The sequence below is a fragment of the Leisingera sp. ANG59 genome (assembly GCF_013317235.1).
Classification (GTDB): domain Bacteria; phylum Pseudomonadota; class Alphaproteobacteria; order Rhodobacterales; family Rhodobacteraceae; genus Leisingera.
Genome location: NZ_WLCM01000027.1, coordinates 46,339 through 58,924, shown reverse-complemented (window position 1 = coordinate 58,924; position 12,586 = coordinate 46,339). Strand labels below are relative to the sequence as shown.

The 12,586-nt window shown below is 63.5% G+C and carries 14 protein-coding genes; 6 read left to right on the top strand and 8 right to left on the bottom strand.

Annotated elements, in window-relative coordinates; translation table 11 throughout:
- Positions 1-831: A/G-specific adenine glycosylase (locus tag GKC28_RS19055; protein WP_174148580.1), on the bottom strand; the 831-nt coding region annotated here is incomplete at its 3' end.
- Positions 832-915: 84 nt separating this feature from the next.
- Here GKC28_RS19055 and GKC28_RS19050 point away from each other — a divergent pair.
- Together GKC28_RS19050 and GKC28_RS19045 are read left to right on the top strand one after the other, a co-directional pair.
- Complete coding sequence (locus tag GKC28_RS19050) at positions 916-1,443, top strand: DUF721 domain-containing protein (RefSeq protein ID WP_019297604.1); 528 nt, start codon at positions 916-918, stop codon at positions 1,441-1,443.
- Entirely contained in the window at positions 1,440-2,111 is a 672-nt protein-coding gene (locus tag GKC28_RS19045; RefSeq protein WP_174148579.1) for a DsbA family protein, read from the top strand. Before GKC28_RS19050 ends, GKC28_RS19045 begins: the two co-directional genes overlap by 4 nt.
- A gap of 94 nt (positions 2,112-2,205) precedes the next feature.
- On the opposite strand, the gene lpxK is transcribed toward GKC28_RS19045, so the two are convergent.
- The 5 genes from lpxK to GKC28_RS19020 form a co-directional block, all read right to left on the bottom strand.
- Positions 2,206-3,207 carry a tetraacyldisaccharide 4'-kinase gene (lpxK, locus tag GKC28_RS19040; RefSeq protein ID WP_174148578.1) on the bottom strand — a complete coding sequence of 334 codons (1,002 nt, stop codon included), beginning with the start codon at positions 3,205-3,207 and terminating at the stop codon, positions 2,206-2,208.
- Positions 3,194-4,387 (bottom strand): 3-deoxy-D-manno-octulosonic acid transferase, encoded by a 1,194-nt coding sequence (locus GKC28_RS19035; protein ID WP_174148584.1) that lies wholly within the window; start codon positions 4,385-4,387, stop codon positions 3,194-3,196. The genes lpxK and GKC28_RS19035 overlap by 14 nt, the downstream gene beginning before the upstream one ends.
- Before the next feature lie 112 nt (positions 4,388-4,499).
- Positions 4,500-5,303, bottom strand: coding sequence for a 3'(2'),5'-bisphosphate nucleotidase CysQ (locus GKC28_RS19030; RefSeq protein ID WP_174148577.1), 804 nt, complete (start codon positions 5,301-5,303; stop codon positions 4,500-4,502).
- Entirely contained in the window at positions 5,290-6,636 is a 1,347-nt protein-coding gene (locus GKC28_RS19025) for a TldD/PmbA family protein (RefSeq protein WP_174148576.1), read from the bottom strand. The genes GKC28_RS19030 and GKC28_RS19025 overlap by 14 nt, the downstream gene beginning before the upstream one ends.
- Before the next feature lie 122 nt (positions 6,637-6,758).
- Positions 6,759-8,282: a DUF2125 domain-containing protein gene (locus GKC28_RS19020; protein ID WP_174148575.1), complete on the bottom strand. Its 1,524-nt coding sequence runs from the start codon at positions 8,280-8,282 to the stop codon at positions 6,759-6,761.
- 135 nt (positions 8,283-8,417) lie between these two features.
- Here GKC28_RS19020 and GKC28_RS19015 point away from each other — a divergent pair, with 135 nt between their 5' ends.
- Genes GKC28_RS19015 through GKC28_RS19005 form a run of 3 tightly spaced genes read left to right on the top strand, consistent with a single transcriptional unit; the run spans position 8,418 to position 10,458 of the window.
- Positions 8,418-9,167: an SDR family oxidoreductase gene (locus tag GKC28_RS19015; RefSeq protein ID WP_174148574.1), complete on the top strand. Its 750-nt coding sequence runs from the start codon at positions 8,418-8,420 to the stop codon at positions 9,165-9,167.
- The gene (locus GKC28_RS19010; protein ID WP_174148573.1) at positions 9,164-9,775 is read left to right on the top strand and encodes an enoyl-CoA hydratase/isomerase family protein; all 612 of its coding nucleotides are present in this window, start codon (positions 9,164-9,166) and stop codon (positions 9,773-9,775) included. Before GKC28_RS19015 ends, GKC28_RS19010 begins: the two co-directional genes overlap by 4 nt.
- Entirely contained in the window at positions 9,772-10,458 is a 687-nt protein-coding gene (locus GKC28_RS19005; protein WP_368041148.1) for a VOC family protein, read from the top strand. The genes GKC28_RS19010 and GKC28_RS19005 overlap by 4 nt, the downstream gene beginning before the upstream one ends.
- Here GKC28_RS19005 and GKC28_RS19000 read toward each other — a convergent pair.
- The gene (locus GKC28_RS19000) at positions 10,455-10,748 is read right to left on the bottom strand and encodes an HNH endonuclease (RefSeq protein ID WP_174148571.1); all 294 of its coding nucleotides are present in this window, start codon (positions 10,746-10,748) and stop codon (positions 10,455-10,457) included. The two genes, GKC28_RS19005 and GKC28_RS19000, sit on opposite strands and share 4 nt — an antisense overlap.
- Before the next feature lie 68 nt (positions 10,749-10,816).
- On the opposite strand from GKC28_RS19000, the gene GKC28_RS18995 reads away from it, so the two are divergent.
- The gene (locus tag GKC28_RS18995) at positions 10,817-12,016 is read left to right on the top strand and encodes a TIGR03862 family flavoprotein (RefSeq protein ID WP_174148570.1); all 1,200 of its coding nucleotides are present in this window, start codon (positions 10,817-10,819) and stop codon (positions 12,014-12,016) included.
- On the opposite strand, the gene GKC28_RS18990 is transcribed toward GKC28_RS18995, so the two are convergent.
- Complete coding sequence (locus GKC28_RS18990; RefSeq protein WP_174148569.1) at positions 11,989-12,579, bottom strand: glutathione S-transferase family protein; 591 nt, start codon at positions 12,577-12,579, stop codon at positions 11,989-11,991. The two genes, GKC28_RS18995 and GKC28_RS18990, sit on opposite strands and share 28 nt — an antisense overlap.
- Positions 12,580-12,586: the final 7 nt, after the last annotated feature.

The window sequence follows — 12,586 nt, the reverse complement described above, 5'->3', positions numbered from 1 at the left end:
GTCTGAACCGGGCCAGCCTAGCATGCCGCCCAGAAGCCCCTTGTCCGGACGCCGCTGCAGCAGCCAGGTTCCTTCGGCGGATTCCGCAAGGTAGACAATGCCATGCCGGGTGGGTTTTGGCTTCTTGGGGGCCTTCTTGGGCAATTCGGCCGCAGTTCCGGCAATACGGGCTGCACAGGGGCCGCGCCAGGGGCAGATACCGCAGGCCGGGTTGCGGGGGGTGCATATGGTGGCACCCAAGTCCATCACCGCCTGGGCGTAATCGCCGGGGCGCAGCGCCGGGCTCAGCTCTGCTGCGCGCTCTTTCAGTTCAGGCTTTACACCAGGCAGCGGGTTGTGGATGTCGTGCAGCCGCGCCATCACACGCTCCACATTGCCGTCCAGCACGGTTTCAGGCCGGTCGAAGGCGATGGAGGCGATGGCGGCAGCGGTATAGGGGCCGATACCAGGCAGTTCCAGCAGGCCCTCATAGCTATCCGGGAAGCTGCCGCTGTGATCCTGCGCCACTGCGCGGGCGCATTTCAGCAGGTTGCGGGCACGGGCATAGTAGCCAAGGCCGGCCCATTCGCTCATCACGTCAGCGTCCTCTGCGTCAGCCAGATCCAGAACTGTCGGCCAGCGGCTGGTGAAGCGGAGAAAGTACTCGCGCACGGCGGCCACGGTTGTCTGCTGCAGCATCACTTCGCTGAGCCATACCCTGTAAGGATCAGGGCGGAGGCCGGCGGCGCGGTCTGCCGGACCCACCCGCCAGGGCATCACACGGGCATGAACGTCATACCACGCGAGCAACTCTTCGCTCATCGCAGCGGAATCGTTCTTCAAGTCACGCATTCGTTATTCCTTGGGCGGCTGTTTGGCTGGCGCTTGCATAACCGCTCTTTACAATAGGGCGGGCAGTCGAGCAAAACCTAGATCATGGCATTCAGGCGCAGCACCACACGCGGGTTCTCCCGGACCTCCAAGCTCCTCAGCGAGCAGATCCGCAAAGCGGGGGAAAGCCGCGGATTCGCGGTGTCACGCCTGCTCACCCATTGGGAGGAGATTGCCGGGCCGGATATCGCTGCGATGGCGCGTCCAGTGAACATCGGCTACGGGCGGGGCTCCTTTGGCGCGACGCTGACGGTTCTGACCACCGGGGCCAATGCGCCAATGCTGGAAATGCAAAAGGAACGCCTGCGCGAGCGGGTGAATGCGGTCTATGGCTTTAACGCCATTTCCAAGGTGCGGATCACGCAAACGGCACCGACGGGATTTTCCGACGGCCGCGTGGAATTCAAATATGCCCCCAAAGTGCAAGCGCCGCTGCAGCCGGACCCGCAGGATGCGGCAGAGGCCAGCAAGGCAGCGGAAGGGGTGGAAAATGACGATTTGCGCGCCGCCCTGGAGCGTCTGGGGCGCAATGTGCTGACAAAACAGAAAACGCAAGGAAAGGGGTTCAAATGACCCGTTTGATGTCTGGTGTCTTGGCCGCGGTTGCGGTGGTCGCGGGCGGTTATGCCCTGTCGGGTTTGGGCAGCCAAAGCAATCTGCCGGCAAACCCGCTGGTCGGCGCCGCATTTGCGCAGGAGACCGAAGTGGACACCTCGACGATCACCGAGATGACCCTGGGGGCAGAGGATGCGCCGGTCACGCTGATCGAATACGCCTCCTACACCTGCCCGCACTGCGCGAACTTCCACAACAACACCTTCAAGCAGCTGAAGGCGGATTACATTGACACCGGCAAGGTGAAGTTCACCTACCGCGAGGTCTATTTTGACCGTTACGGGCTGTGGGCCTCGATGATTGCGCGCTGCAGCGGGCCGGAGAAGTTCTTTGGCATTTCCGACCTGATCTACAAGGGGCAGTCGGAATGGGCGCGGGCCGGCGGTGCATCGGAAATCATTGACGAGCTGCGCAAGATCGGCCGCTTGGCGGGCATTGAAAACGATCAGCTGGAAGCCTGCCTGCAGGATGGTGAGAAGGCGCAGACGTTAGTGGCATGGTATCAGGAAAACGCTACCGAGCACGGGATCGAGTCGACGCCGTCCTTCATCCTGAATGGCGAAAAGATCTCGAACCAGTCTTACGAGGACTTTAAAAAGCTGATTGACGCCGAACTGGAAGGCTAAGCGCCGCTGGCAGATTTTGCGGAGGCCCGGGAACTTTCCCGGGCTTTTCTTTTTTCAAGCGGTGCCGCGCCTGATGGCGTGGTTGCAATCCGCTCTACGGTGAGGGTGCCGCCTTTTGCAGCAGCGCTTTCAGGCCGTCTGCGCCGTCGATCTGCAACCGTACCGGCAGGGTGATCACCTTGGAGCGGAAGCTGTCCGGCAGCCGCACGGCGTCCTTCTCGGTTGTGACCAACTGCGCGCCCAGAAGCTTCGCCTCATTTTCCAGCCGGTTCATGAGCGCCGGGGTGAGCGGCTGGTGGTCTTCCAATGCTTCGGCCCGCGTAATTTCTGCCCCGAGGCTGCGCAGCGTGACGAAGAATTTCTCCGGGTGGCCAATACCGGCAAAGGCCAGCACCCGGATGCCGTTCCAGGGCATCCCGGTTCGCAGCGGCTCTAGCGCACCGGTGAAATGCGGCAATCCCAGCAGCTGCCCCCCCCAAGCGTCTGTGAATGCCTTTTGGGCGGGCTCCGGCCCCAAGGACAGCACTGCGCCAGCGCGTTTCAGCCCGGTGGCAACCGGCTCGCGCAGCGGGCCGGCCGGCAGGCAGCGGCCATTGCCGAACCCGTGCTGCGCATCCACCACAACCAGCGACAGATCCTTAGCGACTGCAGGGTTCTGAAAGCCGTCGTCCAGCACAACCGCTGTCGCTCCGGCGTCTGCTGCGGCACGGGTGCCTGCAGCGCGGTCCTTGGCGACCCAGACCTCGCCAAAGGCGGCCAGCAGCAGCGGTTCGTCGCCGGTTTGCGCAGCTTTGTGCCTGCCGGGCATCACATGCACCGGTCCTTCCAGCGTGCCGCCATAGCCGCGGGTGACCACATGCGGCTCATGCCCGAGGCTGCGCAGGGTCTCCAGCAGCCAGATCACGGTCGGCGTTTTACCGGTGCCGCCGGCATTCAGGTTGCCCACGCAAATCACCGGCACGCCGTAAGCCTGCGGGATGCCTTTGGCCAGCCGGGAGGCGGTAGCGCGCGCATAGGCCCAGCCCAGCGGAGCCAGCAGGGCTGACCGCAGATCGAAATCCCCGGGCGGCTTGTGCCAGAAATCAGGTGCCCGCATCGCTGTCCTCGCGCTGGTCCAGTAGGGTTTGGACCTTTTCCAGAAGCGTGTCTGTTGTGGCGGCGCTTTCGGTTACGCACTGCCAGCCGGCCAGGGCCATTTCGGCGGCCTTGTCCGGTGCCGAAAGTGCAACAACGGTGTCTGACATCTCGGTTTGTGTCTGCACCTGAACCGCAGCGCCTGCCTTGTTCAGCCTGTCATATAGCTCCCGGTGGGCGTGGATGCCCGGACCATGCAGCAGCGCAGATCCTAGGGCAGCGGCATCAAGCGGGGACTGGCCCTGGGCTGCCTGCTCCAGGCTGCTGGCGATCAGGGCAACTGGTGACAAGCGGTACCAGAGGCCAAGGTCCTCGCCACCGGTGAGCAGAACCTGGTTGAAATCCTCCGGCTCGCCGCCGGTTTCCCAATCGGCAAAAGACAGCCCGCTGCTCTGCAGCAGGCTGCGGGCAGCCTGCAGATCCGCGAAATTGTCCAGGGCGACCACCAGTAGCAGCCGGTGCAGCAGCCGCAGGGCGGTCCGGTGAGCATCCAGAATGCGGGGCAGTTCATCAAGTTTGACATGGGCCGCCAGCCAGACCGGGCGGCTGCCGAGGGATTGCTGCACGGCTGCCAGTTCCTCGTCGTTGCAGCCGGGCGGAATGGCCGATACCCGCAGCTTTCCGGCCACCTCGAGGCGTTCAGCCGGGAAGCCCAGCCGGATCAGCCGATCGCGAACCGTTTTTGATGGCGTCAGGATGCCAGTCAGCCCGTCCAGCATCCTGCGTCGCTGATCCGGCAGCCAGCGGCTGGTGCGGTGCGGCAGTTCGTTGTCCAGAAGGTCGGCCAGAAGCACACCCGTTCCCTGGTCGCGGAGATGCCGCAGCATGACCCGCCGGGCCGGCGTGCCGGTCCAGATGCAGGCATTGGGCTGCCAATGTGCGACGAATTCACGGGCCTCTGCCAAGGTGTCCTCCGCCAGAGGGCCGACCGGAATGTCGCAGCCGACAGTGCCGGTCAGATGCAAATCCGGCTCCCAGCTGGCCAGCACGGATAGATCCGGGCGCAGGGCCTTGAGCCGGCGTCCGATGTCGCAAAGCGCAAGGTAGCGTTCCGGTGTGGACGCGTGCACCCAGAGCAGTTCCCCCGGAGGGCGGGGTTGCAGCACCGCGGGGCGGCTGGAATTTGTGGTTCGCCGTTGCATCTGTTTCAATTTGATTTTTCCGGCCAAAGGTAGCTGCAACATGCGGTGTTGTCTGTGAAAAACTTGTGCCTTGCCTTTGCAGGCAGCGCAGACCGCATAAGATGCAGCGGGTTCAATGTCCAGCGATGCCAGGCCCGTCCGGATCCAGCGCCGCTATCAGCGCCGTGTGCAGACAGGTGTTTCCGGCAACCACTCCGTTCAGGCGGGGGTGCGGGTTGTTAAAGCGTAGCAGGCTGCCTGACCTGTCCGTGATAATACCGCCCGCCTCGCGCACCAGAAGATCGCCGGCGGCGATGTCCCACTCCCAGCTCGGGCGCAGCGTCAGCATGGCGCCGAACCGGCCGTCGGCAACTTTTGCCAGCCGGTAAGCCAGCGAGGGCCGGTAGCTGCGGATGAAGGCTGGCGGTGTGCCGCCGTGCCAGTGGTGCGGCTGCAGATTGGGCTTGGCAGCCAGGACTTCGGTGGCGGCAAGCTCTGTCGCGGCCGAAATCCTGATCGGGCTGCCATTGCAGGCCGCCCCCTGTCCCTTGGCGGCTGTATACATCAGTTCCCGCTGCGGCAGGTAGATCACCGCAGCCGTGACCTCGCCCGCTTCCGCAATGGCGATGGAATGCGCCCAGGTGCGGGAGCCTTCGGCAAAGCTGCGGGTGCCGTCGATCGGGTCGATGATGAAAACCCGTTCGCGCGTCAAACGAGCGCTGCTGTCCTCGGTCTCCTCCGACAGCCAGCCATAGCCGGGCCGCGCCTGCTGCAGCATGTCCTCAAGCATGGCGTTGACGGCCAGATCAGCTTCAGTCACCGGCCCCGCACCGCCGGGCTTGTCCCAGCGCCTTGCGTCGGGTCCAGTGTAGCGGCATGCGATGTCTCCGGCCTGTTCCGCCGCTTTTACAAGCAGGGAAAGGTCAGTTGCCGGCAAGGGTCATTCCTTCGACCAGCAGTGAGGGCACTACGGTGGACAGATGCGTGCGGGCGTCATTGGCCGGAACAATGCGGCGCAGCATACCGTGCAGGTTTCCTGCAATGGTGCATTCGTTGACCGGATAGGCAATCTCGCCATTTTCGACCCAGAAACCGGAGGCACCGCGAGAGTAGTCGCCGGTGTTCGGATTGATGGTGGAGCCGATCATCGAGGTGACCAGCAGGCCAGTTCCCATCTGTGCGATCAGGTCCTCGCGGCTGGCATCGCCTTGGGTCAGCGCGATGTTCCAGGTCGAGGGCGAGGGCACCCCGCCGATCCCGCGGGCGGCGTTACCGGTGCTTTCCAGCCCCAGCTTGCGGGCAGAGGCAAGGTCCAGCGTCCAGCCGGTCAGCACGCCGTTGCCGACAACAGTGCGCTTCCGGGTTGGCAGCCCCTCGCCGTCGAACGGACGGGAGCCGGAAATCCGCGGCCGGTGCGGGTCCTCTATGACTGAGAGCGCCTCGGGCAGCACCTGCTGTCCTAGTGAATCCTTCAGCCAGGAAGACCCACGGGCGATCGCGGCGCCGTTGGCTGCCGACATCAGATGGCCGATCAGCGAAGACGAAATCCGCTCGTCGAACAGGACCGGGAAACTGCCGGTCTTGGGCTTGCGGGCGCCCAGCCGGGCCACGGCCCTTTCACCAGCGGTGCGGCCAATTTCCTCAGCACTGCGCAGGTCGGCCTGGAATGTGCGGGAATCGCCGTCGTGATCCCTCTCCATTCCGGTGCCTGTACCCGCGATCCCGGTGCAGGACAGAGACCGGCCAGTGCGTTGATAGCCTCCTGAAAAACCGTTGGTGGCTGCCAGATGCACCGCATGGCGGCCATATCCGGCGGCCGCGGATTGCACTTGGGTGATACCGTCCACCGCGTGGCAGGCAGCCTCGGCGGCCAGAGCGTCCTCTTGCAGGGATGCTGGCTCGGGCTCGCCGCTTGGGTCTTCAAGCTCCAGCGCGGCCAAGTTCCAATCCTTCGCCAGCTGCGACAGATCAGCGAGGCCCGCGTAGGGGTCTTCCGGCGCTTCTTTGGCCATGGCAACGGCGCGTTCGGCCATAGCTGAGATGGTTTCGGGCCGCATGTCGGAGGAGGAGACCAGCGCCTGGCGCTTGCCGACAAACACCCTCAGACCCAGATCGGTGCCTTCCGAGCGCTCCGCGTGCTCCAGTTTGCCTTCGCGGACTTCGATGCTGAGAGAGCTCCCCTCGGCCGCCATGGCGTCAGCTGCATCCGCCCCGGCCTTGCGGGCGGCGTCGATCAGGGCGTGGCAAAGCGCTTCGGGGGACTGGGTCATGGGCACCTTCTGTTCTGCTCTATAAAAGAGCTATCCAGTGAAGCCGCGTGCCGCAAGTGCGGGCCGTAAAAAAGGGGCTGCGCGCGGCAGCCCCTTTACAGATCCCGTCCAGGATCTGACGGTTACTTGATGCGCTGGCCGTTGGCGAGCACCTGGCCGTCTTCGGTGACTTCAATCTTGGAGGTCAGGGTGTCCTCGCCTTCGCCCGGAACCGCCAGCATGCCCATCATCATCCGCGCACCCATGGCGTCGCTATCGGACATCAGGCCCATGCCGATCAGCTTGTCGATCAGGGTGTTGGCGCCGACCAGTTTGAGGTTGGCTTCGCCTGCCGGTGCCGGCATGCCGTCAAAGCTGGTCAGGTCATCATTGTTGAAAGTGAAGTCGCCGGTGCCGGTCAGCTCGGCGCCTGCGGCAGAGACCTGCAGCTGCTTCACGGTCAGCGCGTTCAGCTCACCCGGTTGTTCCTCACCCTTTTCCACGGCTTCCATGGCTTCCGGGTCGAACAGGTCGAACAGCACCTTGCCCTTGCCGGCCAGGTCCAGGATGACGGTGGCAGGGTCATGCGGCAGCTGGCCGGTCGGGTCGACCATCCCCCACAGCATTTCCGGAACCGCAAAATCCCGCAGGGTGATGCCCAGTGCGAAATCCTGCTCTTCCTCGGATTTTGCCAGCGGCATCATCAGTTTGAAGCCGGTTTCTGCCATGCTGAGCGCCAGCGGGAACGGGATCTCGGAGCCGGAGATGTTCACATTGGTTGCAACCTGCGACACGTCGTAGGTCAGGTGCTGCTTGTCCATCGAAACAGTGAATGAGCCGCCTTGGGAGCTGCTTTCCATGGCAAAGCTTTCGCTGCCGTCGACACCGGATATCGAGCCGTTGCCGCCGGTGAAGGTGAAGGTGCCGTCGAAAGCAAAGCCGGCTTCCAGCATCGCGGCCATGTCAGGGCTCTCCAGCCCTTCGGGAACGATGCCGGTGCCGGTGAAGTTCAGGCCCTGCAGCGCGCCTTTGAATGCGCCGGTGCCGTCGCCTTCGGGATCATTGAACCCCATGTCATAGCTGAGGCTGGAGGCGGTCATAGTTTGGTCGTAGCTGCGCCCCTCCGTGACCTTCATGGTGCTTTTGGTGACAACGTCGTCCATCTCGACCTGAACTTTTGCCACCTCCGCGGGCACAGGTTCGCCGTCCGCGGACAGCTCATCAAGCGTCAAGGTCACTTTCGAGGAGCTGTAGTCATAGCTCATGTCCTCAGCGTCGCCTGCCACCTTCATTGGGGAGCCGTCGTGGGAATAGATCAGCTTGCCCGCAAAGGTCTCACCGTCGCCGGAGAATTCAAAGCCCATAGGGAATTCGGCAGGCAGCAGCACGTTGACGGTGCCGTCGCCGTTCTCAACGAACTGGACTTCGGGAAAGCTGATGGTGCCAGAGCCGTCTTCTTCGGGGATCGGCATGGCCATGGACACATCGGAAACGGTCAGGGTGTTGCCTGAAACAGCTTCAGTTCCGGAGACGGTGTAGCCGGTGCTGGTCAGATACGCCTTCCAGTCGGCCCAGACGTCCTGGGCGCTCAGATCGGCGAGGGCGCCTTGAGCGGAAACAACTAAAATTGCCGCCGCGGCACCGCCGCGCGCAAGAATAACGGACATTAGAGAGCCTTTCTCTGAGAGATAATTGAAAACATCGTCGGCCCGGCGGGCGGTGCCGTCAAGGGGGCCTTGGGCTGGACCGTTCCCCCTAACCGCTTTACCACTTGGGTTATCAGTCACTTGGAGGTTGCGGGCATGGAATTCAACGGAAAAACAGTTGCAATTACAGGAGCCAGCCGCGGGATCGGGGCGGATGCCGCCCGTGTATTTGCCGCCGCCGGCGCCAATTTGGTCTTGCTGGCAAGAAGTGCGGCTGCACTGCAGGACCTTGCGGGCGAGATCGGCAAGAATGTGCTGACATTTGCTTGCGACGTGTCTGATTACGCTTCCGTGGAGGCCGCATTGGGCAAGGCGCATCAGGAATTCGGCAGCTTGGACGTCCTGATCAACAACGCGGGTGTGATCGAGCCGATTTCCCGGCTGGAGGACGCGGCGCCTGACGGATGGGGCAAGCTGATCGACATCAACCTAAAAGGCGTATTCAACGGGATGCGGGCCGCTCTGCCGCTGATGAAGCCGGCGGGCGGCGGGACCATCATCACCGTCAGCTCCGGCGCCGCGCACCGGCCGCTGGAAGGGTGGAGCGCTTATTGCTCATCTAAGGCAGGCGCAGCGATGCTGACATCTGCGCTCGACTTGGAAGAACGTGGCAACGGCATCCGTGCCATGGGCCTGTCGCCAGGAACCGTAGCGACCCAGATGCAGCGCGAGATCAAGGCCAGCGGCATCAACCCGGTGAGTGAGCTGGAATGGGAGGACCATATTCCGGCCGAATGGCCGGCCCGGACCCTTTTGTGGATGTGCACGCCGGATGCGGATGACTGCATAGGTCAGGAAGTCTCTTTGCGCGAGGACAGCATCCGCCAGCGGGTGGGTCTGATATGATCGGACTGGACATCGCGGAAAACGGCCTGTGGACCATCACCATCAACCGGCCCAAAAAGGCGAATTCGCTGACAGAGGCGATGCTGACGGAACTGGCGGAAATCGCTGAACGCGCGCAGGAGGCCCGCGGGCTGATCCTGACCGGAACCGGCAAGGTGTTCAGCGCCGGAGCGGACCTGGATGAGGCGCGGGCGGGCCTAGCAACCTCGCCGGTGTGGGAGCGGCTGTCGGCGGCAATGGCCGCTGCTCCCTGCCTCAAGGTGGCGGCGCTGAACGGAACACTGGCAGGGGGTGCCAATGGCATGGTGCTGGCATGCGATATCCGCATTGCGGTGCCTTCGGCCAAGTTTTTCTACCCGGTCATGAAGCTCGGTTATCTGCCGCAGCCTTCTGACGCCGGCCGGATGGCCGCGCTGATCGGGCCGGCCCGCACCAAGATGATCCTGGCGGCCGGGCAGAAGATCACCGCGCAGGAAGCATATGATTATGGCCTCGTGGACCGGATTGTGGAGACGGACGCGCTGATGGACACAGCCCGTGATCTTCTTGGACATTCGCTGGAGGCCAAGAGAGAGATCGCCGCAGGAATCCTGAGGATGTGCCGGTGAAGCGGCTATCCGGGCTTCAGCTCCAGGTCGAGGATCCGGAGCGGCTGGCCGGTTTCTATGCGGAAATGCTCGGCATGGAAACACGGGCGGAAGGTGACGCCTGGCGTGCCGGCTATGGAGGTGAGGACGCGGATCTGATCCTGCTGCCCGGTGGCACAAGGGCACCGCATACCCGCGATCAGCGTTATTGGAAAATTGGCATCTGCCTACCCGATCTGGACCTAGCCTGCGAGCAGCTGCGTCAAAGAGGGGTGGAGGTTTCAGCGCCGCACCAGTTCCGCGACATCGGCTATATGGCGCATCTGCATGACCCTGAGTGGTTTTCGATCGAGCTGCTGCAGCATGATTTTCTTGGAAACCGGCCAGACGGCGCGGGTGATCCGGCACTACCGCTGGGCGGTGGTGCGCATGTCGGGCAGATCACCTTGCGAACCGGGGACATCGCGGCTGAACTTGCCCTGCGCGCCGACATGAAACTGCTGTCGGTTCAGGGCGTGGCGGAGTTCGGGTTCGACCTGCATTTCCTGGCCTTTACCGAAGAAGCGCCTCCTGACCCGGATCTGCAGTCCGTTGCGAACCGCGAATGGCTGTGGCGGCGGCCCTATACAACGCTGGAGTTCCAACACATTCCCGGGGCGCAGCTGCGCGACAGTCCGGCCTACATAGGGCTTGAGATCAGCTAGCGCTTGCGCCGCTTGCCGGGAACGCGGGAGCGGAACTCGGGTGGGCGCTTCTGTACCCAGGCGATGAATTTCGCCAGGCGAGGGTGGGCTTGCAGGGCTTCGGGTGTGCTGAATTCGCGGGCCAGTTCCGCCTCTGTCAGCGTGGCGTGAATCTCGCGATGGCAGATGTCATGCAGCAGAACGGTTGGTCCGCCCTTGCCTCCTTTCAGTTTTGGGATCAGATGGTGCAGGCTTGGCGGCGCGCCCTTTGGGATAGGGCGGCCGCACAGCGGGCAGACCGGATCAGACATGCACTGGCCTCATTTGGATTGGTGCGGATACTAGACACGCCCGCACCGCGGGCTGGCAAGGGGATGGTATGACAGAGGCGTGGGACGCAGTGGTGATCGGAGCCGGGCCAGCCGGGCTGATGGCTGCCGAGGAACTGGGCCGCGCCGGGCACCGGGTTTTGGTGGCCGAAGCTAAGCCGTCTGCGGCACGCAAGTTTCTGATGGCAGGCAAGTCCGGCCTGAACCTGACCAAGGACGAACCCTTCGAGAAGCTCATCATCCGCTACGGCGATGCCGCGGACTGGCTGGCGCCGATGATCCGGGCCTTTGATGCGCAGGCGGTTCAGGCCTGGGCGCAGGGGCTGGGCAGCGAGCTGTTCACCGGTTCAACCGGCCGGGTGTTTCCAAATGTGATGAAGGCATCGCCGCTTTTGCGGGCCTGGCTGGGGCGTTTGGACGGGTGTGGCGTGCATGTGCGCACCCGCTGGCGCTGGGCGGGCTGGGATGGCGCGGCTCTTGTTTTTGAAACACCGGATGGGCTGGTTCGGGTTGAGCGGAACACCACCGTATTGGCGCTTGGCGGTGCCAGCTGGTCGCGGCTGGGGTCGGATGGGGTGTGGAAACCGCTGTTGCAGGAAAGAGCGGTGAATGTTGCCCCCTTTAAACCTGCCAACGCCGGGTTGCTGGTGGAGTGGTCCAACCATATGGCACCGCTATTCGGCCAGCCGGTCAAAGGAGTTGCGCTGCGGGCGGGCAGTCAGGTTTCGCGCGGCGAAGCGGTGATTTCCCGGCGCGGGCTGGAAGGCGGCGGTATCTACTCCATCTGTTCTGCGGTGCGGGACGGTGCTGCGCTGCATATGGATTTGCTGCCGGATCTGGAGGAGGGGGAGGTTGCCCGGCGCATGTCTCGCCCCCGCCGCAAGGCGAGTTTCTCCAACCACTTGCGTAAGACCTTGAAACTGGCTCCTGCAGCCATGGCGCTGCTGCAGGAGTTCGGACACCCGCTGCCGCAGGATGCGCAGGCCCTTGCACAGCTGATCAAGGCGCTGCCAGTCAGCCACGCAGGGCTGCGCCCGATGGATGAGGCGATCTCCACTGCAGGCGGTGTCTGCCGTGATGCGCTGAATGCAGACTTGATGCTGAAACAGCTACCCGGAACATTTTGCGCCGGGGAAATGTTGGATTGGGAAGCGCCGACGGGCGGCTACCTGCTGACCGCCTGCCTCGCCACCGGGCGCTGGGCCGGGCGGGCGGCGGCGGATTACTTGGCGAGTTCTGCAACCCGCTGAAACGCCGGGCGTTCCCGCATCCTCTTGCCGTAGTCCTGAATTTTCTCGCTATCGACCGGGAACTTGGCGCTGCGGGCCCAGTTCAGGCAATGGGTGCAGATGATATCGGCGATTGTGAAGCTGTCCCCCAGCAGGAAGGGACCGTCCATCCTGCCTTCAAGACGCTCAAGGTTGTGGGAAAATTCCCATTTCAGGCTGCCTTTCACCTCTGGCACCCGCTGCTCCTCCGGCAGGATGAAGCTGTGCCGGGCTGCGGCCCAAAGGACAGCGTCGACCTCGTCCAGCAGAAGATGTGTCATCGCGTCCTGCTTGGCGCGGGCAATGGTTCCCGCAGGGGCCGTCAGCGCGCCGTGCTTGTCTGCAAGATAGGTGAGTATGGCGGTCGAATCGGTGATGGCTTCACCTTCCGCCTGTAGTACCGGCACCTTGCCTGAGACATTCAGTGCCCGCACTTCCGGGCTGCGGGGGCCATGCGGTTTCAGCTCGTAGGGTTGCCCAAGCTCTTCAAGCGCCCACAGCACCCGGAAGGTGCGGGTCAGCGGGGTGCCAGTTACCGTATACATCTTCATA